Source organism: Salipaludibacillus agaradhaerens (assembly GCF_002019735.1).
GTDB classification, from domain to species: Bacteria; Bacillota; Bacilli; order Bacillales; family Salisediminibacteriaceae; genus Salipaludibacillus; species Salipaludibacillus agaradhaerens.
In genome coordinates this window covers 3,073,601-3,097,125 of the sequence record NZ_KV917378.1, presented here as the reverse complement: position 1 = coordinate 3,097,125, position 23,525 = coordinate 3,073,601, and the positions used below count along the sequence as shown (strand labels likewise).

Genomic DNA, 23,525 nt, shown 5'->3' with positions numbered 1-23,525 from the left:
GAATTATATGATGACATTTACATTATGACATGACAACGCACACTACATTAGCCAATTATTTAGGACATTGACTGAATTTTTGTGTTTTTTTATAAAAACGGTTGTTTTATTAGCTAAACCTCTCTATAATGTCCTTTATACAAATACAAATGTACGTTAAACAGAGACGTTTTCAGGAGTGGATAGTATTATGACTAAAAATATGAATATAGGATTACTCGGCTTTGGAACAGTAGGAACAGGCGTTTTACAAATTATCCAAAATCATCAAGATAAACTCAAGCATCAGTTAGGCTGTTCTGTTACCGTTAAAAAAATCCTAGTAAGTAACCTTCACAAACAACGCTCGGTTGATGTGAATCAAGAGCAATTAACTACGAGCGCTGAGAATATTCTTAATGATGACGAGATCGATGTCATTGTTGAAGTAATGGGCGGCATTGACGAGGCCCGACGTTACATCCGTCACGCTTTAGAGAACGGTAAGCATGTTATTACAGCTAATAAAGACCTTATGGCTCTCCACGGCAGTGAATTACTACAATTAGCAAATAAACAGGGCTGTGATTTATTTTACGAAGCGAGTGTTGCAGGAGGTATCCCTATTCTAAGAACTCTCGTTGAAGGGCTTGCTTCAGACCGTATTACGAAAATGATGGGGATCGTCAATGGCACGACCAATTATATATTAACGAAAATGTCAAAGGAAGGTCGCGTCTATAACGAGGTGCTAAAGGAGGCACAAGCCCTCGGTTATGCGGAAGCTGATCCTACTTCTGACGTAGAGGGCCTAGATGCGGCGAGAAAAATCGCTATTCTTGGAACTCTCGGCTTTTCTATGAACCTTGATTTAGACGATGTGTCAGTGAAAGGTATTTCAACTATTACAAGTGAAGACCTTTCATATGGTGACCAATTAGGCTATACGATGAAGCTCGTGGGGATCGCTAATCGATCCGGGGATAAAGTGGAAGTCAGTGTACAGCCAACACTGGTTCCTCATGATCATCCTTTATCGTCCGTGGATGATGAATTTAACGCCGTATACGTCTATGGGGAAGCCGTTGGCGAAACAATGTACTATGGGGCTGGAGCTGGACAGCTTCCTACGGCAACAGCTGTGGTGTCAGACCTTGTGGAAGTTTTAAAAAATAAACGCCTTGGCGTTAATGGTAACAGTGTCGTTATTCCTCAATTCGACAAAAAACTTAAAACGGACGACGATATTTTCTCTAAATTCTTTATGCGTATTCACGCGAAAGATGTCCCTGGAACCTTCTCTGCTCTCACCTCTTTATTTGATAAGCATGGTGTTAGTCTGGAAAAGATTTTGCAAGTGCCGCTTAACGATGGTAAGCTAGCTGAAATTATCTTGGTGACGCACGCCGTTTCAAAAAAGAACTACGAAACGGTTTTAACTAAATTGAATGACACGGATGTGGTCGTAGACGTTAAAAGCAGCTACCGTGTGGAAGGAGAATAACATGATGTGGCGAGGATTACTTGAAGAATATAAAGCATATTTACCGGTCAATGACAAAACACCGATGCTCTCTTTACAAGAGGGGAATACCCCTCTTCTACCATTAAAACATTTATCAAAAAAATGGGGAATCGATCTCCACGTGAAATATGACGGCGCCAACCCAACTGGGTCATTCAAAGATCGAGGGATGGTCATGGCCGTAGCTAAAGCGAAGGAGGCAGGCAGTGAAGCGATTATGTGCGCCTCTACCGGAAACACATCAGCTGCCGCTGCGGCTTATGCCGCTCAAGCGAAACTACGCTGTTTAATCGTCATTCCAGAAGGAAAGATTGCCATGGGAAAACTAGCTCAAGCTGTCGTTTATGGGGCTGAAATCTTTAGTATTGAAGGCAACTTTGACAACGCCCTTCAAATGGTGAGGAATCTCGCTGAACAATCTCCTATTACACTCGTAAACTCAGTAAACCCGTTTCGAATCGAAGGCCAGAAGACAGCTGCCTTTGAAATCTGCGATGCGTTAGGGTCCGCTCCAGATGTTTTGACAATCCCTGTAGGTAATGCTGGTAATATCACAGCCTATTGGAAAGGATTTCAAGAATATAACGCAAAGAAAGGAACCGGTTTACCACAAATGCGCGGCTTCGAAGCGGAAGGTGCAGCAGCGATTGTGAAAAACCGCGTTATCGATAATCCTGAAACATTGGCTACAGCCATTCGTATCGGTAACCCTGCTAGCTGGGACAAAGCAGTGAAAGCAGCTGAGGAGTCTTCCGGTAAAATTGACTTCGTCACTGATGACGATATTGTCGAAGCATATAAACTCCTCGCTCGTGAAGAGGGGATTTTTGCAGAGCCCGCCTCTGCAGCTTCTCTAGCAGGATTAAAGAAACAATTAGAGTCAGGCGAAATTAAAAAAGGGTCTCGTGTGGTATCCGTTTTAACAGGTAATGGTTTGAAAGACCCTAATACAGCAATTGATACAGCACCTATTAAACCAGTGGCCCTTCCAAATGATGAATCCGTGGTCATTGATCATATGTTAGGTCGTGTCAACCAATGACTGCCTTCGTCAACTTTTCCATCCGAGTACCAGCAAGCACCGCTAACTTAGGCCCTGGTTTCGATTCAATTGGTATGGCGTTGAATAAATATTTGACATTGTATGTCACACCTAGTGATAATTGGGCCTTTAAGACATGTTCAGATAACCTTGATGGTATACCTGAGGGAAAAGAGAACCTTATATACAAAATCGCTGCGTGGATCGCTGACGAATATAATAAGGAGCTTCCACAAGCTGAAGTCATGATGGAGAGTGAGATCCCTCTCTCCCGAGGCTTTGGTAGTAGTGCTACTGCTATAGTTGCTGGTATCGAACTCGCTAACCAACTATTAGCCCTCACACTTTCCCCTGAGGAAAAAACCCGTTGGGCGAGCATCTACGAGGGACATCCGGATAACGTAGCTCCTTCTATTTACGGCGGTCTTATTATCGGTAGTCACCGAGAAGATGACACCAACATTGTTTTGGCAGGTACACCCGATATTGATGTAATTGCACTTATTCCTGACTATGAATTAAGCACACGGGAATCCCGTGAGACACTACCTGAGACTTTACCTTATAAAGAGGCTGTTCAAGTAAGCAGCATTAGCAATGTCTTAGTAGCAGCCATCTTACAAAATAATTGGCAATTAGTTGGCCGAATGATGATGAAAGATTTATTTCATCTGCCCTATCGTATGCCGTATATTTCAGAATGGCAGAAAGCTGTTGAAATGGCTGAAAATTTACCTATTTATGGCGTGACACTAAGTGGAGCAGGTCCTATCGTTCTTTTCTTCGCCCCAAAAGGGCAAGGCAAAGATGTTCAATCACAAGTGAAAGAGCATTTCCCTAATCATCAAATTGACTTACTTACGGTTGACGCTGAAGGTGTGACCGTTACTCTGGAAGCTGTCCCATCCAAGCTTTAATAAAAAGAAGATAACAACATGATAACACCCGCTAAGACGTTCTATGACGCTTTAGCGGGTGTTTTATCACCTGGCTACCATCTCATCTTATCAAGTCATCGATAGCAATATAAAAGATTTTTCGGAAGGGGGCAGATTACGCCTTTTATTCGACTATGTGACCGTTAGACGGTCGTTATGTATTAACGTTGAATCATCGCACATAAACCGTGCTACAACAACGGTTGGCGGCCCCGGCAGGAATCGAACCTGCGACGCAAGGTTTAGGAAACCTACGCTCTATCCACTGAGCTACGGGGCCAACATAAGTTAATCCAATCCATATTATATAAGAAAAGTACCAGATGTTAAAGTGTTTAGTTATTTCCCTTGAAATGGAAGATGGACCTATCCCAAATTGGGGCATATTAAACTAAAAATCTTTAGAAGGCGGTGCTTCCTTTGGATATACAGTCTGGCACATATTATTGGCCCACTACAATGCCGTCTCCCCCTACCTATCCTCAACTCACAGAGGATTTAAATTGTGATGTTCTGATCATTGGGGGAGGTTCTTCGGGGGCTCAGTCTGCTTATTATCTCGCTAGCCATCACCTCGATGTTGTCGTCGTTGAAAAAAATCTCATTGGGTCAGGCAGTACAGCGGCTAACACGGCATTGATTCAATATGCTGGCGAAAAAATGTTTACAGATTTAATTAACAGTTTTGGTGAAGACCCTATTGCTCGCCATATTCACTTATGTAATCAAGCAATTAACGACATAGAAGAAGCACAAACAATCTGCTCAACACCTTTTGAATTTAGGCGAAAAAAAAGTCTCTATTTCGCAAGTACGGATGATGATTTAATAAAACTAAAACAGGAAGCGGCCTTTCTCCTCAAGCACCACTGTCCCATTGCTATGTGGGATGAAGCCACCATTTCTTCACACTATTCATTTAGCAAGGCTGGGGCTATACTCTTTGAACAGGATGGTGAGATTAACCCTTTTAAGTTTACACACGCCTTACTGGAGTATGCTCATACCAAAGGTGTCTCTATTTACGAAAATACATCAGTAAACGGAATGACATGTCAACACGATCAAGTGAATGTCCAAACCCGCACTGGACACAATATCCATGCAAAGAAAGTGATCATTGCCTCCGGATATGAAGGAACAGATATACGTAAAGAGCCAAATACCTCCTTTGTCAGCACTTATACCGTGACAACAAAGCCATTACATCGCTTTAATGGCTGGTATGAACGTTCGCTCATTTGGGAAACAGCCCGACCTTATACGTATATTCGAACGACAGCTGATAATCGCGTCATTATCGGTGGTCTTGATGATCCCACCAATTACCCTGAGGCCAGAGATAGCAAACTAATTAATAAGCGGAATAAGCTTATTAAAGAATTTAACAAGCTATTTCCTCATCTTCACGTGGAGGCAGACTTTGCATCATCCGCTTTTTATGGCGGCACCCGTGATGGCCTCCCAATTATTGGTGAGTACTCTGACTACCCTCATTGTTACTTTCTATTTGCTTTTGGTGACAATGGAACCGTCTATAGTATGATTCTTGCAAAGCTTCTCGCTGAAACAATTATCAATGGGCCCCCTTCTGACAGCAAGCTATATCATTCATCACGACCATTAATAACAAAAAACAAAAAAGCTTCATCCTCACTTTCGTAAAATGCTAACAAACTAAAGCACCTCACATTGTTAAGAATATCTAACAATGTAAGATGCTTTTTTAATTATAATATTCCTAAATGTTTTAACGCATAAACGATTCCATCGTCGCTAACATCCTTCGTTACAAAAGAAGCAGCTTTTTTTACTTGGTCTACCCCGTTGCCCATCGCTACACTATTAGGGGTAAAATTTATCATCTCTACATCATTCGGCCCATCACCAAAAACGTAAACATCCTCTTTTGTCATGCCGAGCTTGTTCATCATCGTTTCTACACCATTGGCTTTCGATCCTCCAGCAGGAACCACATCTGATGAATACTCATGCCATCTGACAAAATCAAATTTTTCATAGTTATCTATGTAGAAATGGTCTTCATCTTCCGCAAAGAAGATGAGTGATTGATAAATATCTCGTCCTTCAAGAAAGGCAGGATCATAATCAGGGTGCTCAAAATGAAGTGTACCGATGCTTGTTTCAATTTGAGGATGGTAAGGAATATTCGCTTTCATATCACGTTCATTCATGTAGACTAGTGGGTGATCTCGCTTCGTTGCTTCAACCGTTAAACGGGCTAATTCATCTTTATCCAATGGCTTCTTTATTATGGGCTCCCCTTCAAAAACACCATATTGGCCATTAAAGCTTAAATAGGATGTAATCCCAAGGTTTTCACGAAGTTCCTTAAACATAAACGGGGCTCTTCCTGTCGCAATAGCTACAAAATGGCCTTTTTCTATCAATTGTTTGACAGCCGCTTCCGTTGATGCTGGTAATTGTTTGTCATGGTCTAATAACGTGCCATCAATATCGAAAAAAAACAGTTTTCTATTCTTCATTATACGCCACCTACTATTCTTAATTAAATACAATGGTTTCATTATAAGCGAATACTTCTTCCATAAGCAATAGGGTCCAGCAAGATCAAGAAGAACCCTTTTTTATACATGTTTAGTACTAAAAGAGAAATAACCTACTCGTTACCTCCTTTATATCTTTCACCTTCTGTGATCACTCTCAATTTTATTTCATCCTATATTACCCGCTAATCCTCTATCACACCTCTTGAATCTATCGCCAATGTCATTATTTAAAATTCCTTAGAGAACTATGTTGTAGATAATATCTCATTTGCGGAAAATGACTAGCATTAGTCAGACAATCTCATTGATTTGTTCTATGTTTTTTAATTCCTCATGCAAATCCCATTGTAGATTTTCTGTCACCTGTTATAATAATGTTTATCGGAAAATTCTAAACCATTCGAAATTAGTCCTAGGGGGGATGTTCGTCATGCCTATCAGAATTCCTCGGCACCTACCGGCAGCTCAAATATTAGAAAAAGAAAATATATTTGTCATGGATGACGAACGGGCAATTACGCAAGATATACGCCCATTAAATATTGTCATTTTAAATCTCATGCCTGAAAAGCAAAAAACAGAAGCTCACCTTCTGAGACTTTTAGGGAACAGTCCATTACAAGTCAACATCACATTCTTAAAAACAGCCACATACGAGGCAAAAAATGTGAGCGCCTCTCATATGAGAGAATTTTACACTGAGTTTGCCCACATTCACCACAAACGTTTTGACGGGATGATCATTACAGGAGCTCCTATTGAACATCTAGACTTTGAGAATGTTCACTATTGGGAAGAAATAATAGACATAATGGATTGGGCTGAGAAACACGTCACCTCTATTATGCATATATGCTGGGGTGCACAAGCAGCGTTATACCATCATTACGGTATAACTAAATTTCCTCTCCAAGAGAAGTGCTCAGGGATTTTTCACCACCGTATTTATCATGGAGAAAACCCAATTAAGCTATTACGCGGTTTTGACGATGAATTTATCGCCCCCCATTCTAGATATACAAACATATCCGAAGAAGAACTTATTCAACATCCTGAGCTTAAATTAGTTGCCTCCTCTCAAGAAGCAGGTCCATTTCTTATTATGTCTCAGGACGGCAAACACATTATGGCAACAGGGCATTTAGAATATGATACTGACACTTTAAAAGAAGAATATGAGAGAGATCTAAATAGAGGATTAAGTGCTCATCTCCCTGTACACTACTTTCCTAATAACGATCCTAATGAGAAGCCATTAAATAGGTGGCGTTCACATGCCCATTTACTATTTTCTAACTGGCTGAACTATTACGTGTACCAGGAAACACCCTATATATGGGAATGAAAACCTCTCTCTCACGAGTACAACTAGCGATAGTGGAACTAAGCTGCGAGGGACAAAATGTTAAAATTGTGTGTGAAAATAAAAAATGATGTCTTACCTTCCCTCTTTCTGGGTATTAACCCCATGAAGGAGGGACACTTATGTCAGCTGAACAAATTGGGTTTGCTTTTATACTATTAGGACTCTTCATCGTGATTGGAAAATGGGTAAGAGTCTATACCCCACTACTCCAGCAACTTTACCTACCGTCTTCTATTATCGCTGGTCTCATCGCTTTATTAGTAGGCCCTGAAGTGTTAGGTCGCTTAATGACAGCTTTAACTTCAGACGATCATTTATTATCTCAAGGCCTCATTAATCTCGCTACGCTTGACGTCTGGGAAGCATTACCGGGTCTATTCATTAACATTGTATTCGCTACGCTATTTCTCGGAAAATCACTGCCAAGTTTAAGTAAAGTTTGGCATATTGGTGGGCCCCAAGTCGCTATGGGGCAAATGGTCTCCTGGGGGCAATATGTTATTGGTCTCCTGTTAGTACTACTCATTTTAACGCCTTTTTTTGGTGTTAATCCATTAGCTGGTGCTTTAATAGAAATTAGTTTTGTCGGTGGACACGGTACGGCTGCAGGGCTTGGCAACACGTTTGCGGAGCTTGGTTTTGCAGAAGGACAAGATTTAGCGATAGGCCTTGCTACCGTCGGAATTTTAACTGGCGTTATCGTCGGCATTATTCTCATTAATTGGGGTGCCCGGAAAGGACACGGCCAATATGTAGGCGGGGCTCAAAAACTATCAAGCACAGGAAGAAATGGTATTGTTGAGCTAGACAATCGAGATTCAGGGGCAGATATGACAACGCGTCCAGAATCGATTGAACCTTTATCCTTACACCTTGCTTATGTGGGGATCGCTATCTTTGTAGGATGGCTGCTGCTAGAAGGGCTCATACTCCTTGAAGCTTATACGTGGGGCGCATGGACAGATGTTTACTTAATGATTTATGTGCCGTTATTCCCTTTAGCTATGGCAGGAGGCATTATTACGCAAGCATTTTCAGATAGATTTGATAAATTTAGAGTAATTGACAGAAAAATGATTAATCGAATTGGCGGTTTTTCATTAGATATCCTTATTATAAGTGCCCTCGCCACCATTTCGCTATCCGTTATCGGTGAGAACATTATCGCTTTTGTCAGTTTAGCTGTAGTTGGTATCATCTGGAACATTTTTGCCTTTCTTGTTCTGGCTCCAAAGATGATCCCATCCTATTGGTTTGAACGGGGAATTGGCGATTTTGGGCAAGCAACTGGTATTACCGCTACAGGGTTATTACTTATGAAAGTCGCAGATCCTGAAAATAAAACACCTGCATTAGAAGGGTTTGGCTATAAGCAAATTTTATTTGAACCATTTGTTGGAGGAGGCTTGTTCACAGCTGCTTCCTTACCGCTTATATTCCAATTTGGCCCCACTGCTATTCTTATTTTATCGGCTATTATCACATTATTTTGGTTGTTGTTCGGGTTATTTTATTTCGGTAAAAAATAGGTTTTAGTACTAAAAGAAGCAGTCTTTCACCTATTCGGTTTAAGACTGCTTCTTTAACGGTATAAATAATTTTTATCCTTTTACTCAACTCATGATGACTGCCCCTCTAAATTGGCATTTTATATGTGATTAACAGGGGTAAAGTATTTATAGTATAGGCTTTGAACAGCTAAGTCCGCATGCTTCGCATCCACCCCGAACATCATACTCACCTCGGAAGAGCCTTGGTTAATCATCTTAATATTCACACCTGCCTCAGCGAGGGCCTCAGTTGCTTTTGAGGCAATCCCTACAGTACGACACATGCCTTCTCCTACCACCATCACCATGGCGAGATCCCGTTCTACTTGAACATCTTCAACCTTTAGCTCGGTACGGATTCGTTCAAGGATTCTCTCTTCTTTACCATTACGAAGCTGATGGTCCCGTAAAATAATCGATATATTATCAATTCCTGAGGGCGTATGCTCGAAGGAAATACATTCATCTTCTAATATTTCTAATAGATGACGACCAAAGCCCACTTCTTTGTTCATTAAATACTTAGTGATATTAATACTGAGAAAACCTTTATCACTGGCAATTCCTACAACTGGACAGCCATTTTGTGAACGTTCAGCCACAATCCTAGTCCCCTCAGCTTCAGGGTGGTTCGTATTTTTAACACAGACTGGTATTTTCTTTGTTACGACAGGCTGTAATGCTTCATCATGAAAAACAGAAAAGCCGGAATAAGCAAGCTCCCGCATTTCACGGTACGTAATTTCCTTCATTTCTTTAGGGGAATTAACAAGTTGCGGATTAACAGAATAAACGGAATCAACGTCAGTAAAATTTTCATATACTTCCGCTTCCACACCAGCAGCTACAATCGAGCCGGTAATATCGGAGCCCCCTCGCGGAAATGTCACAATATGTCCCTGCTTTGAAACACCGAAAAACCCAGGAATAACTAAAATACCGCTCATCTGTTTAAGCTTCCTCAACTTCTCATAAGCCTCAGGCAAAATACGAGCATTTCCAGGATCATCAGTTACAAGTAAACCAGCTTCCTCTGGCGACACATATGTCGCTTCTTTTCCCCGCTTCGACAAATAAGCAGCCATGAGCTTGGCATTTTGGTTTTCTCCACTTGCCATAAGAGCGTCCATAAGTCTAGGAGCATCATTTTTATACTGGGAGATTAACTTTCCGAGTTCTTGGTCTATATTGGTCAGTAACGTGTTATCTAAAGTTAAATCTGATACAATATCTGCAAAACGTTGAAGCACTGCCTCTAAAACTTTCTTTCCATCGCCATCTTCAATAATCGCTTGAGCCAGTGTAATTAATAAATCCGTTGTTTTTATGTCATCAGAATAACGCTTCCCCGGAGCTGACACGACAACAATTTTTCGTTCTGAATCAGATAAAATAATGTTTGCTACTTTATTAAATTGTACGCCGCTCGCAAGTGAGCTTCCACCGAATTTTACGACCTTCATCTTCCGCAAACTCCTTCTCATTATCAAATAGTAGTGTCCTCCCACAGAATACAAATGTTCTCCTTGAGAAGAATTGTAAAATAAGTATACTAGATTAAGACCAATTCGGCAAGATACTAGAAAAAATAAATTCTGAGTTAATTTCACCGCTTAACAGCTAGACGTTTTAATTAAATGTACAACATACTAACAACTGTGTAACCAAACTTCCTATTTAATGTTAATTCACTAAAAAACGTCTGAAAGCCGAAGCTTTCAGACGTTAAACAGCTATAGCGAATTAGTTTTCGATAGAAACGTCATGCAATTGGTATAAACCATTTGGATGCTTCCAATAGCCTTGCACTTCATCACGCACACCGTCTAAGTACGTTTGGTGATAAATGTAAAGCATTGGTGCTTCGTCCACAAGGATTTCCATCGCTTCTTTATATAACGCTTCACGTGCTGATTCGTCTGTTTCTTCACGCGCTTGGTCAAGTAGGTTATCAAGCTCATCATTAGAGATAAATGAACGGTTACCTGCTTCACCGTGGTTGTCGGAGTGGAATAACGCGTGCATACCGTAGTCAGCGTCACCTGTTACCGTTACCCAACCAAGAATGAACATATCGTGCTCACCTTGAGCTGTGTTATCAAGGTACGCACCCCACTCAAGCACTTCAATTTCAGCGTCAACACCGATAACAGCTAATTGGGCTTGGACAAGCTCAGCCATATCCATACGCTCACGGTTATCATTCGTCCAAATTGTTGTTTCAAAACCATCCTCGTAACCTGCTTCAGCTAAAAGCTCTTGGGCACGTTCTGGGTCGTAAGGTAACGCCTCGACTTCATCACTGAAACCGAATACTTGCTCACCGATAGGCCCTACAGCAGGCGTACCTGTTCCTTCAAGGACACCTTCAATAATGTCGTCTTTATTAATTGCCATTGACAGAGCTTGACGTACAAGCGGGTCATCAAATGGCTCTTTTTGTAAGTTGAAACCGATATAAGAAAGACTTAAGCTTTCTGTTTCATCAACATGAATACCATCTGTGTTTTCAACACGAGCTTTATCACTTGGGCTTACAGGATCAATAATATGCGCTGTTCCTGTCTCAAGCTCACCGATACGTGTTAAGTCTTCTGGTACAACTTTGAACGTAACGGACTGAACTTGAGCAGGTTCGCCCCAATAATCATCGTTACGGACAAGTTCAACACGATCACCTGTTTGCCACTCTTCAAATTTAAAGAAGCCTGACCCTATAGGGTTTTCATTAATGTAGTCACCAGGTTGACCGCCATCTTCCATCGCCTCGTAGTCAGCTTCAATCGCTTCTAATGAGATCATCCCGCCACCATTGTGGGCTAAGTGAGATGGAAGTGGTGCAAAAGGGTACGCCGTATGAAATTCTACTGTATAGTCATCAACGACGACAACTTCTTCTACCATGTTATATAAGAAAGAACGTGGTGATGCCACATCTTCATCAAGAATACGCTCGATATTCGCCTTTACGACGTCAGCGTTAAATTCTGAACCATCGTGGAATGTGACGTCGTCACGAAGTGTAAACTCCCACACATCATCAGCTGTCGCTTCCCATTCTGTCGCTAATAACGGCTCCAACTCCATATCTGCAGAGTGTTTTACGAGCGTCTCAAAAATATTCGTTTGTACATTACTTGAAGGAACATCATTGGAACCGTGTGGATCCATCGCTTCCGCATCTGATAGTGTCCCGATAACAAGGTTATCCGTATCTACATCAGCGTCTGTGGCGTCCCCGCCTTCAGCATTATTAGCATTCCCATTATCTGCTGGGGCTGCGTCATTTCCTGCGTTATTATCCGGCTCACTGGCACAAGCACCTAAAGCAACCACCATTGAGACCGATAAAAGCGCAGCTTTTAACGTCTTGCTCTTAAACATTGTATTTCCCCCTTCATGTCGTCTTAATTTTGTAATAGTCTGACAAGATATAACTTACACTATACACCTAAAAAAAACAAGATGTAAAGATGTAAAAATCTAAAAAATAAAATTTTTCAAATATAGGGTTAACCATAACTTGTAACGCATGTTTATTCGTAGTACATTAACGGTTTAAAGTGTTACAGTTCCCCTTCCTCTTTTATCCTTTGACTGTTTCGACAATATCCAGTATAATTTGAAAAATACTATTGCATAAAAATAACATCACGAATTTTGGGGAAGACCTTGTGAAAAAGTTGAGAAATGATATAATTTTTCCGAATAAGCTTTTTTACGTATCAGTTCTGTCTTTTTCTGACGTAATGAAGCTTATTTGTCTGAATTTTAAGGCGTTTTCTAATTAAGCAAAAGTTAATGGTAGATAATCTTACCTTCTAAGCCCATTAACATGACTGTCCTTTTAAAATAGCTGAGAAAGGTTTGTCTTGATAGGATAATAATTTAATGCATTTCTCTACTATTATTAGATTACCTTAGAAAACACATCCTTTACTCATTATTTTATGAGACTATTTAGAAAGAATAAATGAAAGAGAGGTTTAACGAATGGCAGATACACCTACTACAGTTACTGCGTCGACGACAGAAGCTAAAAAAATTAATCCACAGTTAGAAAATCTTAAAATAATGTGGAGAAAGCTTCGTGCTAACCGGCTAGCTATGGCCGGTGGATTCATGATTATCTTCCTTTTAATCGTATCATTTATCGGACCTTACTTTACGGTGCACGATCCGTTACTACCTGATGTAAGCAGCCGACTTCAAGGACCTTCTGCTGAACACTGGTTTGGGACAGATCACCAAGGAAGAGATATCTTTACGCGATTAATTCACGGCATGTCACTTACTTTCTATATCGGCTTTTCAGCTGTGGCACTTGGGTTAATAGCTGGTGTTCTTATTGGGATCATTGCCGGGTATTATGGCAAATGGATAGACACTGTGTTAATGAGGATTATGGATGTTCTATTAGCATTCCCTAGTATTCTATTAGCGCTTGGAATTATTGCCGTATTGGGCGCTAGCCTTGAAAATGTTATTTACGCTGTTGCCATTTTTTCCGTACCTACATTCGCTAGGATCGTGAGAGGTTCAACATTATCAGTAAGAAAATTAGAGTACGTAGATGCCGTTCGTGCATTAGGTGCTTCAGATTTCAGAATTATCTTCAAACACATTTTACCAAATATTACGTCACCGATTATTGTACAAGCAACATTAAGTATTGCTACAACAGTCCTTGCTGCAAGTGGACTTTCATTTCTTGGTTTAGGCGCTCAGCCACCAACCCCAGAGTGGGGAGCAATGCTTGCTGCTGGAAGAAACTACATGTGGGAACACCCTCATGTGGCACTTTTCCCAGGACTGGCCATCGTCCTTGTTGTGTTAGCATTTAACGTATTTGGAGACGGTATGCGTGATGCACTGGATCCAAAAATTAAATCGTAAGAGAGGTGAACCTCCATGTTAGTATATACTATTAGACGTATCCTCCAGACTATCCCAGTCCTCATTGGTGTATCACTCGTTGTATTCTTTATGATGCACTTAATTCCAGGGGACCCTGCTCAGATCATTGCTGGTGAGCAAGCGAATGAAGAACAGGTAGAGCAGATGAGAGAACGACTTGGTTTAAACGACCCCTACTATGTTCAATACGGGAATTTCATTACGAATGCCGTGCAAGGGGACTTCGGAAATTCAATCCGCAGTGGTCGCTCTGTGTCAGGTGAAATCAGCTCAAGAATCTGGGTAACAGTCGAATTAGCCTTTTACAGTACAATATTGAGTATTTTCTTAGGACTTATTGCTGGTATTGTGTCAGCTACTAGAAGAAATTCTATTTCAGATATGTTTATTATGATCTTTGCTTTATTTGGCTTATCCATGCCAAACTTTTGGTTAGGTCTTATGCTTATCCAATATATTTCACTCAATTTTGAGGCTATTCCCGTTTCTGGCTGGGGAACGCCACAACATATTTTACTCCCTGTTATAACGTTAGGCACTGCAGGGGCAGCGATTATCGCCCGCATGACGCGGTCAAGTATGCTTGAGATTATTAATCAAGATTACATTCGAACAGCTCGTGCTAAAGGGGTTAAAGAACGTTTAGTTATTTATAAACATGCATTAAGAAATGCTTTAATCCCTGTTGTAACAGTGGTAGGACTTCAATTTGGTGCGTTGTTAGGCGGAGCTGTCTTAACTGAAACAGTTTTTGCGATTAACGGATTGGGACGCCTTGTTGTAGATGCAATTAACGCAAGGGATTTCCCAATTGTACAAGGAACTGTACTCGTTCTATCACTTCTCTTTGTTCTAGTAAACTTCCTCGTTGATATCTCTTACCGCTTCTTAAACAAGCGGGTCGAGTTAGATTAATGACGGTCAGTACAGAAAGGTGTGACATATGTTGGATAACCTTAAAACCATTATAGACGTTAACGAGTTACAAACCTCGTTTTATACTAGTAAGGGCGAAGTGAAAGCAGTGGATGGCGTCAGCTTTGATGTTCCTAGTGGTAAAACACTTGGTATCGTTGGAGAATCCGGTTCGGGGAAAAGTATTACCTCCCTTTCAATCATGCGCCTGATTGAATCTCCCGGAAAAGTTAAAGGCGGTTCTATCACCTTTAACGGGGAAGATCTTCTTGCTAAAAGTGAAGCAGAAATGCGACATATTCGCGGTAACCAAATTTCAATGATTTTCCAAGAGCCAATGACATCTTTAAATCCTGTTTTTACAATAGGCGATCAAATTGCTGAATCATATATGATTCATGAAAAACTCTCAAAAAAGGAAGCTTTGAAAAAAGCATTAGGTATGCTTGAACTTGTTGGAATTCCATCCCCTAAAGACCGGTTAAAAGCCTACCCTTATGAACTATCAGGGGGTATGCGTCAAAGGGCGATGATTGCAATTGCACTAGCCTGTAATCCAGAGTTGCTTATCGCCGATGAACCAACAACGGCATTAGATGTAACAATTCAAGCACAAATTCTTCGTCTCATTAATCGTCTGCAGGGTGAACTTGGCATGTCGATGATCTTAATCACACATGACCTTGGTGTCGTAGCTGAAACCTGTGATTATGTCGCGGTTATGTACGCTGGTAAAATTGTTGAATATGCAGATGTTCATACCCTTTTCAAAGCGCCTAAACACCCATACACAGTTGGGTTGTTAAAATCATTACCAAGACATGATATTGATCAAGATGAGTTAGAAGTAATTAAAGGAATGGTCCCAAGACCTGATGAGTTACCACAAGGCTGCAGATTTGCACCTAGGTGTCCCTTTGCTACAAAGTTATGTGAAGAGAAGCTTCCTTCACTTGAAAATATTGATGACAAAAACCAAGTCCGCTGTTGGATTCATACCGACGAATGGGACGGCCCGGAGGTGAACGTGAGAGATGACTACGGAACTGCTCAAAGTCAAAAATCTTAAACAATATTTTCCTATTAAAGGCGGGATCTTTGGCAGGAAAATTAATGATGTCAAAGCTGTTGATGATGTCACGTTTTCGGTAAAGGCCGGTGAAACGTTAAGTATCGTTGGCGAATCTGGCTGTGGAAAATCCACAACTGGGCGAGCGATCTTGCGCCTAGATGAACCAACATCAGGTGAGGTAACGTTCCAGGGAGAAGATTTGCTATCTTTAAACAAATCACAAATGCGAAAAATGCGTAAAGATCTACAAATTATTTTCCAAGATCCCTATGCTTCGATTAATCCACGCCAAACCGTAAGACAAGTGCTAAGTGAAGCTATGGAGATCCAAAATGTACTTCCTAAAAAAGACCGTGAAGCTCGAATGCTTGAGCTAATGGAAACAGTTGGTCTTGGTTCTCACCAATTAGACCGTTTTCCACATGAATTCAGTGGTGGACAAAGACAGCGTATTGGTATCGCTCGAGCACTGGCTGTTGATCCGAAGTTGATTATCTGCGATGAATCTGTTTCGGCCCTTGATGTTTCTATTCAAGCTCAAGTACTTAATTTGCTGAAGAAATTGCAAAAGGAACTCAACCTAACTTATCTGTTCATCGCCCATGATTTAGGTGTTGTGAGACACATCTCTGACCGAGTCCTCGTTATGTATCTCGGAAAAATCGTGGAAATTGCTGATAAAAAATCACTTTTTGACAACCCTAAGCACCCGTATACAAAAACATTGTTGTCGGCCATCCCTGTTCCTGATCCAAGTAAAAAGAAGGAACAAATTATTCTTAAAGGGGATGTCCCTTCACCAATTAATCCGCCATCAGGCTGTCGTTTCCACACGCGGTGTCCTTTTGCAACTGATAAATGTAAAGAAGAAATTCCTGAGTTACGAACAAGTGATCTTAATATGGCTGAAGGGCATCAAGCTGCCTGCCACTATATAGAAGAAATCGAATCAGGTGAACGTCAACCGAATTACTAAATACTAAAAACCAGCCGTTTCCATTATGGAGACGGTTTTTGGTTGTGACAGTGTAATCCCACTTTTCATCTATTTTAGGCCTTGTGTTTAAACATCCTTATTCACGGCTACAGCTTAACGAGGTGATTAAAATGGTATTACGTCTACAAAAGGAAACAGCAGCCTCGTTTTTATCATATCAGGGGTAATCATTTTTATCCTTGTTGTTTGGGGGCTTGTTAGTCCTGTCAGTATGGAAACGGTGATGGAATCACTTATGAGTTCGATGATTCAAAATTTCGGGTGGTTATATGTACTAGCCACAGCATTTTTTGTAGGGTTTTGTTTATTTCTCGGCTTTGGTCCATATCGTCATATGAAGCTAGGTAATAAAGAAGATGAGCCGGAATATCATTATTTTACATGGGTAGGTATGTTGTTCGCTGCAGGCATGGGGGTAGGACTTGTCTTCTGGGGAGTAGCAGAGCCTATGTCTCATTACATCGGCCCACCTCATGGAATAGAAGCAGAGACACAATACGCAGCTGCACAAGGGTTGCTTTATGGCGTGTTTCATTGGGGCTTTCATCCGTGGTCAATTTACGCCATCGTAGCACTTGGACTGGCCTTTGCTAAATATCGAAAAAAACTCCCTGGTCTAATTAGCTCAGCTTTTTATCCTCTAATTGGCGATCATGTATTTAAAAAAACAGGGAAATTCATTGATATTATTGCGATCATTGCTACCACCGTTGGTATTGCCACTTCATTTGGGCTCAGTACAATACAAGTAAGTAACGGCTTTTCACAGGTTTTTGGTTGGGAGGACACTCTCACTATCCAGCTCATTATCATTGCTGTCATAACGGTTATTTTTCTTATTTCTGTTCACAGGATTAAATAAGGGGATGCGTCATTTAAGTGTTGGCAATCTATCTCTAGCAGGACTCCTGCTAGTCATCGCCCTCACCCTTGGGCCGACAGTGTTTATTTTGGATCATTTCACCAAAACTATCGGCCAATATGCAGGAGCGTTAACCGAATTGACATTTGACACCAACCCGTATTCTTCCCGTGAATGGATGGAAGATTGGACACTATTTTATTGGGCGTGGGTTATATCATGGAGCCCTTTTGTAGGAACTTTTATTGCACGAGTATCTAGAGGGTGAACGCTACAACAATCAACTAAAGAACACCACTTTTAACAGCATGCTTTGTAACACTAACGGATTCCTAACCTCAAAAACGTGTGGGTGTCATTTCGCTGTACGCCTATCGCTTAATGTTTCTGCTAACTGACGTGTCTCTTCTTTTGCTTTTTCAAACCTTTCTTCTACCTCTTGAGGAAAGGTACTCGTTCCTTCAATACTGACGTGATGATAGTTTTTAACACCTATGAGGCTAAAGATTGTTTGGAGATACGTATTGCCATGCTCCAATGAGGCCAGCGGCCCCTCAGAATACACACCTCCGCAAGATTGTATATGGACGATCGTTTTATCATGCGCTAATCCTTTTATTCCCTCCTCAGTAAAGCAGAATGTTTTTTTAGGAATAATTAACTGGTCGATATATGCCTTTACTTGAGGTGGAGAGCTCATATTCCATAAAGGGGTGACAAAGACGACAATCTCCGCCTGTAAAAACTGTTCTACAAATGGGTTTGTAATGGGTATATCACGGTCAATTGATTCAAATCTTTCCCAAGCAGCCAACGCCTCTTTTTCTAATGGCGGTATGTGGACTGCAAAAAGATCAAGCTGAGTTATGTCTGTGTCTAAGCAGTTTTTTCTAAACACGTCCAGAAAGCATTTTCCAAGCTGTAAACTATATGAGTCTTCCACACGTTTCGGGTTTGCGGTAACGTACAATAATGTCATAGATGTGCACCTCATTTAATACTGATTTATAAACGGTCGTTTACTGATGGACTGTTTCCTTTTCCAGATACGGTATGACTTGATTTTTCCCACTGTTTTTCGCTTTATATAACGCCTCATCTGCCGCTTTATGCATCCATTCAAACGTCTTGCTTCCCTTATATGCTGTGGCCATTCCTATACTCACTCTCACCGGCAAGGCCTCATGTCCCTTTAGATGGAGCGGTGTGTTTACTAAATGGTCTCTAAATCTTCGTGCAAGATTGATGATCTCATCGTCATCTTTGTCAATGAGACAAACCGCAAACTCTTCCCCTCCGATTCTTCCGATTGCAGCACCATTCGAAAAGAAATCTCTTAAACGTTCTGAAAAAACAACAAGTACATCATCACCCGTTTGGTGTCCATATGTATCATTAATAATTTTAAAATCATCAATATCCAGTAACAATAACGCTACTTTAGTGTTACAACGCCCTTTGACTATATTAAAACGCTCAAACGAATCCACAAAATGACGTCGGTTATGAAGCCCAGTTAAATAATCTGTCGTTGCCTTTTCTAATAATTCATTCTCAAACATTTTTTTAGTTGTAACATCTGTGAATATGGTGAGTATCGCTTCCTCTTCCTTACCTGAATGACGAATGGGATGGAATCTCACTAAGTAAAATATTTTTTTCGATTCTTCTACAATTTCTATCTCATCCGCTAAATCTTTGTTATTAATATAATTATTAATAAGAGATGGATAGCTCTCCAGAAGGGCAGGCAAATATTCTCCTATCCAAGAGTGCGTTGTTTTATCAGGATTAATTAAGTGTAATACTTTTTCCCCTGCTGGGTTAATATCCACAATTCTATTATAGCTATCAGATAGCACAATCCCATCACTCATTTGTTCAAAAATTCTATCTTTCGCAATCGGCCATACCGACATAATTTGATAACGAAAAAATGCGATAAAAACGAACAAACCTGCCAGCGTGTAGGAGATAGACATCGTCCCAGGAATTTTAAATGGAAGAGCCATGCTTAAAGCAGGGAGCCAAACTGGAATACTAATTCCAGTAAACATAAACACAAATTTTCTCCTTAATTTTTCAGAAAACATTCTTATATTTAATAGAAGAACAACAACCGCTGACATAGCCACAAATTGATAGTATGCAATAAACATTAAGTTTATGAAGGTAGGGTTAACGTTTATTTCAGTTAAGGAGCCTATTTGGGTGATATCGACCCACGTTCTCATAATATGATGATGGTGATCCGTGATTATAAGAGAAAAATACACAATAACTGGTAAAGAAAGGACAATTACAATGCGAGCTGTCGTTTTTTCTGGCTTTCCTAAGTAACTTCTGACTAAAGCGAGGAGTAATATAGCACTTAAAAATATAGGGATCTGCTGACTATTTCTGAGCCATAACATGACTGTATACGAGGAGTGATAAAGCTCAGCGGCAGTCAATGTCACGAGCAAAAATGATAAAAATAATAATGATGCAAAATAAAATCTACCAGGAGTTCGGGGATATCTTAACGTCAAGATGGCAAGCATGAACGAAAAAAATCCCATAAGAAGCAAATAATACGGATAAATATCAGTCCAATGCAAGTATCATCCCCCCCTTTCTATATGAACATACTTCCTACATTATACACTCTTTTTTTACAACAAGGGTTGCGGACCTCTCTAAAATATATCTAACATCCTAAGCTAAACACCCTTCCCATGACACTTAGGTTAAGGGCGTCATAGCAAAATAATGATGATAATGACGTGAACACCGCGAATTAAACCCCGCGTTACAGAAAGGACAATGGTCTTGTCCATATACATACTGTTCAATCGTTAGTTCTTTCCAACAACTTCCGCATAAAATGGCCACTTCCTTGAGTTCCTTCTGCTCCCAACGGGTAACCGGATGGTCGGCCGTTTCACGGTGACATTCTATACAAGGATAATAGGTCATACAACATTTGAATTTGATCGCTACTCTATCTACCTCTGTATGATAATGAGCACATCGTGTCTCATGATCTATCATTTTCCCTTTCACTCTCTGACTATGTGTCATTATCCTAAATCCTCCATAACCTATTTTTGTTAATATTGCATATGGAGCCGTCGTTAATGTTAGACGTACGCTGAAAAAGTAATCAGCCGAAAGATAACTCCAAACCTCCCTATAAGCATTATTACGTGTTGATTTTTCCTTACCACTATGTATTCAACACTGTAAAGAGCGGGAACGGGAACACTTTCATTTCATTGTATAAGTCATGAGACGTCTCGCATCTTTTTTGATTATTTATCAATGAATGGTATACTTTTTAAAATTGACACTCATTTTAAACGGAGGTAACTACAGCATGAAAGAAAAAGCATGTCGTGATTCAAAGGTGATTAAAACCGGGAGGGTCTTCCCTCAGGATACAAACAATCACAATACACTTTTTGGCGGTAAATTAATGAGGGATATTGATGATGTCGCTTCTATATCCGCTGCACGCCATTCCCGAACAGAATGTGTGACAGCTTCTACAGATTCTGTGGACTTTTTGTCTCCCATTCGACCAACTGACTCTGTTTGTCTCGAATCTCATGTCACGTGGACAGGGACGAGTTCCATGGAGGTCTTTGTTAAAGTCGTTGCAGAAGATCTTCTAACTGGTAAACGAACATTAGCTGCAACTAGTTTCTTAACGTTTGTCGCTTTAAACAACAAAGGTACTCCTGCGAAGGTTCCAAAAGTTGTACCAGAAACAAAAGAAGAAATTTATTTAAACGAAACTGCGCCTGCCAGAATTCAGCGCAGAAAAGAAAGAAGGAAGCAAAGTAAAGAGCTTGCGACAATTTTATCAGAACTAAAACCTTGGGATACTCACCCTATCTCATAGTCGATCTGTAAAGGATTTACAACATCCAATCGACAAAATCATTATTTTGCTCACATTCTTTAAACAAAAGGATTCGCTCTAAGTCATTGTTTTTTGCCCGTTAACGTGAATATGTCTCATGCACTAATTATTATACTATATACTGAAAAGCCTGCTGACTTTCCGTGTCCAGCAGGCTTTTGTTTCATTTTTTACTCGCACGCTTCCATGACATTAGCCACTTAATAAAGACCTGTGTTTCCACCACCAGGGAACATTGGGAGTAAATAATTTGCTATAAAGTAAAGAATAATTAATAAAATAACGGTGATGAAGGCGTATTTAATGAAAGTGGCCCCCACCCGTCCTGGTTCCTCTTTCTTCTCTACCTTTTCTTCACGCTTATCGTGTTCACTCATCCTTTTGAACCTCCTTAAAAACGGTTAGTATGAGTGATACCCTGGCAACTATATTTTAAACATCATTCTTTTGCCCTTAGACGCAACACAAGACTAAGTAATCCAAACGAAAACAAAATGAGCGCCACTACCCAATAATAAGCAGCCTCTGTCTGACCAGTTTGTACTGCCGAGTAAATGGCCGTTGGCATCGTCTGAGTTTGTCCAGGTATATTGCCAGCAAACATGATGGTAGCTCCAAATTCCCCTAGTCCTCTCGCAAAACCCAGCATATAACCTGTGATGACGGATCGCCAAGCAAGAGGAAATGTGACATACATGAAAAGTTGTTTTTCATTAGCCCCCATTTGTCTTGCTGCCTGCTCTAATTCTGTATCGACATTTTCAAAAGCATTGATTAACGTTTGATAGATTAGTGGAAAGGCAACTACAGCCGCAGCAATAACAGCAGCCCAGTAAGAAAAAACGATCCGCGTCGAAAATAACCATTCAAACGCTTGTCCTATCCAACTTTGTCCGCCAAAAATTACGAGCAACCCAAAACCGACAACCGTTGGCGGTAGTACAAGCGGAAGCATCATAACTGTTTCAATGAGACTACGTCCTCGAAAAGATTTACCCTTCATAAACCATGCTGCTAATAATGCCGTAACAAAAGAGAGAATACTTGCGACTACAATGACCTGTAATGATATAACAACCGGTGTTAGAAATTGTTGTATAGTCATCTAACGTACACCAAACCCATATGACGCAAATATAGCGAGTGCTTCTTCCGTTTGCAGCCACTCATAGAAATCTCGAGCCTCTGTTATTTCAGCGGCATCTTCAAGCAAGCCAACCGGGTATAAAATGGTGTCATGATCCCCCACTATTGTCACGATGTCTACATCGTCCGACGAATATGCATCTGTCTTATACACAAGTCCAGCATCTGCGTTTCCAGTTTCAACGTATGTCAGCACTTCTCTCACATTTGAAGCAAAAATGATTTTGTCTGAAAGGGCCTCATATAGCTCTCGCTCTTCCAGTGCTTGTATGGCATAACTTCCAGCGGGTACTATATCAGGATGACCAATTGCCACACTAGCAATCTCATCAGCCACTAGCTCTTCTAGTGTTGTCATATCCGTTTCTATATGATTGCCTTTGATCAGAACAAGCTCATTTTCTAATAAAGGGTCATATTCTAGGATAACACTTTCCCTATCTAACTCTTCCATCCAAGTGAGCGCAGCTGGTAAGAACAGGTGTGCCGGAGCTCCTTGAGTTATTTGATCCTTCAATTGGCCTGAGCTTCCGTACGATGGGATAAGCGCCACACCTTCATGCTCTTTTTCATAAAGCTTCTTTATTTCTTCCATGGCCTCTGTCATACTTGCAGCTGTTAAAACATAAATATCTACCTTCTCTTCATCCGAATGACAGCCACTTATAGTAAGGGTAATACCTAATAAACAGACAGTCGTAAACACTTTTTTAAACACGATATCTCCCCCCACATCTACCTCTATCTCCACATATTAAATAAGCACTTTTTAATAGTA

General features: G+C 40.6%; 20 protein-coding genes, 1 tRNA gene and 1 pseudogene. 12 read left to right on the top strand and 10 right to left on the bottom strand.

The genetic code is table 11. The annotated features are described in order from the left end of the window. The first annotated feature begins 190 nt into the window (after positions 1-190). From BK581_RS14500 to thrB, 3 genes are read left to right on the top strand one after another with little or no spacing between them, the layout of a single operon-like run. A complete protein-coding gene (locus BK581_RS14500; protein WP_078578832.1) occupies positions 191-1,483 on the top strand; it encodes a homoserine dehydrogenase in 1,293 nt (430 codons plus the stop codon). Positions 1,484-1,487: 4 nt separating this feature from the next. After that, complete coding sequence (gene thrC, locus BK581_RS14495) at positions 1,488-2,546, top strand: threonine synthase (protein ID WP_095995611.1); 1,059 nt, start codon at positions 1,488-1,490, stop codon at positions 2,544-2,546. Then, the gene (thrB, locus tag BK581_RS14490; protein ID WP_078578830.1) at positions 2,543-3,463 is read left to right on the top strand and encodes a homoserine kinase; all 921 of its coding nucleotides are present in this window, start codon (positions 2,543-2,545) and stop codon (positions 3,461-3,463) included. The genes thrC and thrB overlap by 4 nt, the downstream gene beginning before the upstream one ends. A gap of 225 nt (positions 3,464-3,688) precedes the next feature. Here the strand turns inward: thrB and BK581_RS14485 are convergent. Then, a tRNA-Arg gene (locus BK581_RS14485) sits at positions 3,689-3,764 on the bottom strand. Between the two features lie 140 nt (positions 3,765-3,904). On the opposite strand from BK581_RS14485, the gene BK581_RS14480 reads away from it, so the two are divergent. Continuing rightward, on the top strand, positions 3,905-5,149 hold the full coding sequence (locus BK581_RS14480) for an NAD(P)/FAD-dependent oxidoreductase (RefSeq protein ID WP_078578829.1): 1,245 nt from the start codon (positions 3,905-3,907) through the stop codon (positions 5,147-5,149). Positions 5,150-5,214: 65 nt separating this feature from the next. On the opposite strand, the gene BK581_RS14475 is transcribed toward BK581_RS14480, so the two are convergent. After that, positions 5,215-5,991: a Cof-type HAD-IIB family hydrolase gene (locus tag BK581_RS14475; RefSeq protein ID WP_078578828.1), complete on the bottom strand. Its 777-nt coding sequence runs from the start codon at positions 5,989-5,991 to the stop codon at positions 5,215-5,217. Positions 5,992-6,445: 454 nt separating this feature from the next. Here BK581_RS14475 and metA point away from each other — a divergent pair, with 454 nt between their 5' ends. Both metA and BK581_RS14465 read left to right on the top strand, forming a co-directional pair. Next, positions 6,446-7,360, top strand: a complete 915-nt coding sequence (metA, locus tag BK581_RS14470) for a homoserine O-acetyltransferase MetA (RefSeq protein ID WP_078578827.1) — start codon at positions 6,446-6,448, stop codon at positions 7,358-7,360. A gap of 140 nt (positions 7,361-7,500) precedes the next feature. Continuing rightward, positions 7,501-8,910: a sodium/glutamate symporter gene (locus BK581_RS14465; RefSeq protein WP_078578826.1), complete on the top strand. Its 1,410-nt coding sequence runs from the start codon at positions 7,501-7,503 to the stop codon at positions 8,908-8,910. Between the two features lie 119 nt (positions 8,911-9,029). On the opposite strand, the gene BK581_RS14460 is transcribed toward BK581_RS14465, so the two are convergent. Both BK581_RS14460 and BK581_RS14455 read right to left on the bottom strand, forming a co-directional pair. Further along, positions 9,030-10,394, bottom strand: coding sequence for an aspartate kinase (locus BK581_RS14460; RefSeq protein ID WP_078578825.1), 1,365 nt, complete (start codon positions 10,392-10,394; stop codon positions 9,030-9,032). A 280-nt stretch (positions 10,395-10,674) separates the two neighbouring features. Then, complete coding sequence (locus BK581_RS14455) at positions 10,675-12,315, bottom strand: glutathione ABC transporter substrate-binding protein (RefSeq protein ID WP_078578824.1); 1,641 nt, start codon at positions 12,313-12,315, stop codon at positions 10,675-10,677. Positions 12,316-12,924: 609 nt separating this feature from the next. Between BK581_RS14455 and BK581_RS14450 the strand changes: the two genes are divergently transcribed. From BK581_RS14450 to BK581_RS14430, 5 genes and pseudogenes are all read left to right on the top strand, one after another. After that, the gene (locus BK581_RS14450; RefSeq protein ID WP_078578823.1) at positions 12,925-13,827 is read left to right on the top strand and encodes an ABC transporter permease; all 903 of its coding nucleotides are present in this window, start codon (positions 12,925-12,927) and stop codon (positions 13,825-13,827) included. A 15-nt stretch (positions 13,828-13,842) separates the two neighbouring features. After that, complete coding sequence (gene nikB / locus BK581_RS14445) at positions 13,843-14,763, top strand: nickel ABC transporter permease (RefSeq protein ID WP_078578822.1); 921 nt, start codon at positions 13,843-13,845, stop codon at positions 14,761-14,763. A 28-nt stretch (positions 14,764-14,791) separates the two neighbouring features. After that, positions 14,792-15,832 (top strand): ABC transporter ATP-binding protein, encoded by a 1,041-nt coding sequence (locus BK581_RS14440; protein ID WP_078578821.1) that lies wholly within the window; start codon positions 14,792-14,794, stop codon positions 15,830-15,832. Next, a complete protein-coding gene (locus BK581_RS14435; protein ID WP_078578820.1) occupies positions 15,798-16,811 on the top strand; it encodes an ABC transporter ATP-binding protein in 1,014 nt (337 codons plus the stop codon). The genes BK581_RS14440 and BK581_RS14435 overlap by 35 nt, the downstream gene beginning before the upstream one ends. Before the next feature lie 136 nt (positions 16,812-16,947). After that, positions 16,948-17,962 (top strand): annotated as a pseudogene (locus BK581_RS14430) (BCCT family transporter). 87 nt (positions 17,963-18,049) lie between these two features. On the opposite strand, the gene BK581_RS14425 reads toward BK581_RS14430, so the two are convergent. The 3 genes from BK581_RS14425 to BK581_RS14415 form a co-directional block, all read right to left on the bottom strand. After that, positions 18,050-18,673 carry an FMN-dependent NADH-azoreductase gene (locus BK581_RS14425; protein WP_169837719.1) on the bottom strand — a complete coding sequence of 208 codons (624 nt, stop codon included), beginning with the start codon at positions 18,671-18,673 and terminating at the stop codon, positions 18,050-18,052. Between the two features lie 40 nt (positions 18,674-18,713). Next, positions 18,714-20,294, bottom strand: a complete 1,581-nt coding sequence (locus BK581_RS14420) for a histidine kinase N-terminal 7TM domain-containing diguanylate cyclase (protein WP_078578818.1) — start codon at positions 20,292-20,294, stop codon at positions 18,714-18,716. 124 nt (positions 20,295-20,418) lie between these two features. Further along, positions 20,419-20,757 carry a CHY zinc finger protein gene (locus BK581_RS14415; RefSeq protein WP_078578817.1) on the bottom strand — a complete coding sequence of 113 codons (339 nt, stop codon included), beginning with the start codon at positions 20,755-20,757 and terminating at the stop codon, positions 20,419-20,421. 295 nt (positions 20,758-21,052) lie between these two features. On the opposite strand from BK581_RS14415, the gene BK581_RS14410 reads away from it, so the two are divergent. Next, on the top strand, positions 21,053-21,580 hold the full coding sequence (locus BK581_RS14410) for an acyl-CoA thioesterase (protein WP_078578816.1): 528 nt from the start codon (positions 21,053-21,055) through the stop codon (positions 21,578-21,580). Positions 21,581-21,801: 221 nt separating this feature from the next. On the opposite strand, the gene BK581_RS20165 is transcribed toward BK581_RS14410, so the two are convergent. From BK581_RS20165 to modA, 3 genes are all read right to left on the bottom strand, one after another. Next, the gene (locus BK581_RS20165; protein ID WP_169837718.1) at positions 21,802-21,978 is read right to left on the bottom strand and encodes a hypothetical protein; all 177 of its coding nucleotides are present in this window, start codon (positions 21,976-21,978) and stop codon (positions 21,802-21,804) included. Positions 21,979-22,040: 62 nt separating this feature from the next. Further along, on the bottom strand, positions 22,041-22,706 hold the full coding sequence (gene modB / locus BK581_RS14405; RefSeq protein WP_078578815.1) for a molybdate ABC transporter permease subunit: 666 nt from the start codon (positions 22,704-22,706) through the stop codon (positions 22,041-22,043). Next, positions 22,707-23,465 (bottom strand): molybdate ABC transporter substrate-binding protein, encoded by a 759-nt coding sequence (modA, locus tag BK581_RS14400; RefSeq protein WP_078578814.1) that lies wholly within the window; start codon positions 23,463-23,465, stop codon positions 22,707-22,709. Between the last annotated feature and the right edge of the window lie 60 nt (positions 23,466-23,525).

What these genes read in the sequence shown, in the direction of transcription:
- BK581_RS14475 (WP_078578828.1), bottom strand. Translation starts at nt 5,991, where the DNA reads ATGAAGAATAGAAAACTGTTTTTTTTCGATATTGATGGCACGTTATTA.
- BK581_RS14435 (WP_078578820.1), top strand. Translation starts at nt 15,798, where the DNA reads ATGACTACGGAACTGCTCAAAGTCAAAAATCTTAAACAATATTTTCCT.
- BK581_RS14410 (WP_078578816.1), top strand. Translation starts at nt 21,053, where the DNA reads ATGAAAGAAAAAGCATGTCGTGATTCAAAGGTGATTAAAACCGGGAGG.
- BK581_RS14455 (WP_078578824.1), bottom strand. Translation starts at nt 12,315, where the DNA reads ATGTTTAAGAGCAAGACGTTAAAAGCTGCGCTTTTATCGGTCTCAATG.
- BK581_RS14440 (WP_078578821.1), top strand. Translation starts at nt 14,792, where the DNA reads ATGTTGGATAACCTTAAAACCATTATAGACGTTAACGAGTTACAAACC.
- thrC (WP_095995611.1), top strand. Translation starts at nt 1,488, where the DNA reads ATGTGGCGAGGATTACTTGAAGAATATAAAGCATATTTACCGGTCAAT.
- BK581_RS14500 (WP_078578832.1), top strand. Translation starts at nt 191, where the DNA reads ATGACTAAAAATATGAATATAGGATTACTCGGCTTTGGAACAGTAGGA.
- metA (WP_078578827.1), top strand. Translation starts at nt 6,446, where the DNA reads ATGCCTATCAGAATTCCTCGGCACCTACCGGCAGCTCAAATATTAGAA.
- BK581_RS14425 (WP_169837719.1), bottom strand. Translation starts at nt 18,673, where the DNA reads ATGACATTATTGTACGTTACCGCAAACCCGAAACGTGTGGAAGACTCA.
- BK581_RS14450 (WP_078578823.1), top strand. Translation starts at nt 12,925, where the DNA reads ATGGCAGATACACCTACTACAGTTACTGCGTCGACGACAGAAGCTAAA.
- BK581_RS20165 (WP_169837718.1), bottom strand. Translation starts at nt 21,978, where the DNA reads ATGAGTGAACACGATAAGCGTGAAGAAAAGGTAGAGAAGAAAGAGGAA.
- BK581_RS14465 (WP_078578826.1), top strand. Translation starts at nt 7,501, where the DNA reads ATGTCAGCTGAACAAATTGGGTTTGCTTTTATACTATTAGGACTCTTC.
- BK581_RS14415 (WP_078578817.1), bottom strand. Translation starts at nt 20,757, where the DNA reads ATGACACATAGTCAGAGAGTGAAAGGGAAAATGATAGATCATGAGACA.
- BK581_RS14460 (WP_078578825.1), bottom strand. Translation starts at nt 10,394, where the DNA reads ATGAAGGTCGTAAAATTCGGTGGAAGCTCACTTGCGAGCGGCGTACAA.
- thrB (WP_078578830.1), top strand. Translation starts at nt 2,543, where the DNA reads ATGACTGCCTTCGTCAACTTTTCCATCCGAGTACCAGCAAGCACCGCT.
- nikB (WP_078578822.1), top strand. Translation starts at nt 13,843, where the DNA reads ATGTTAGTATATACTATTAGACGTATCCTCCAGACTATCCCAGTCCTC.
- modB (WP_078578815.1), bottom strand. Translation starts at nt 22,706, where the DNA reads ATGACTATACAACAATTTCTAACACCGGTTGTTATATCATTACAGGTC.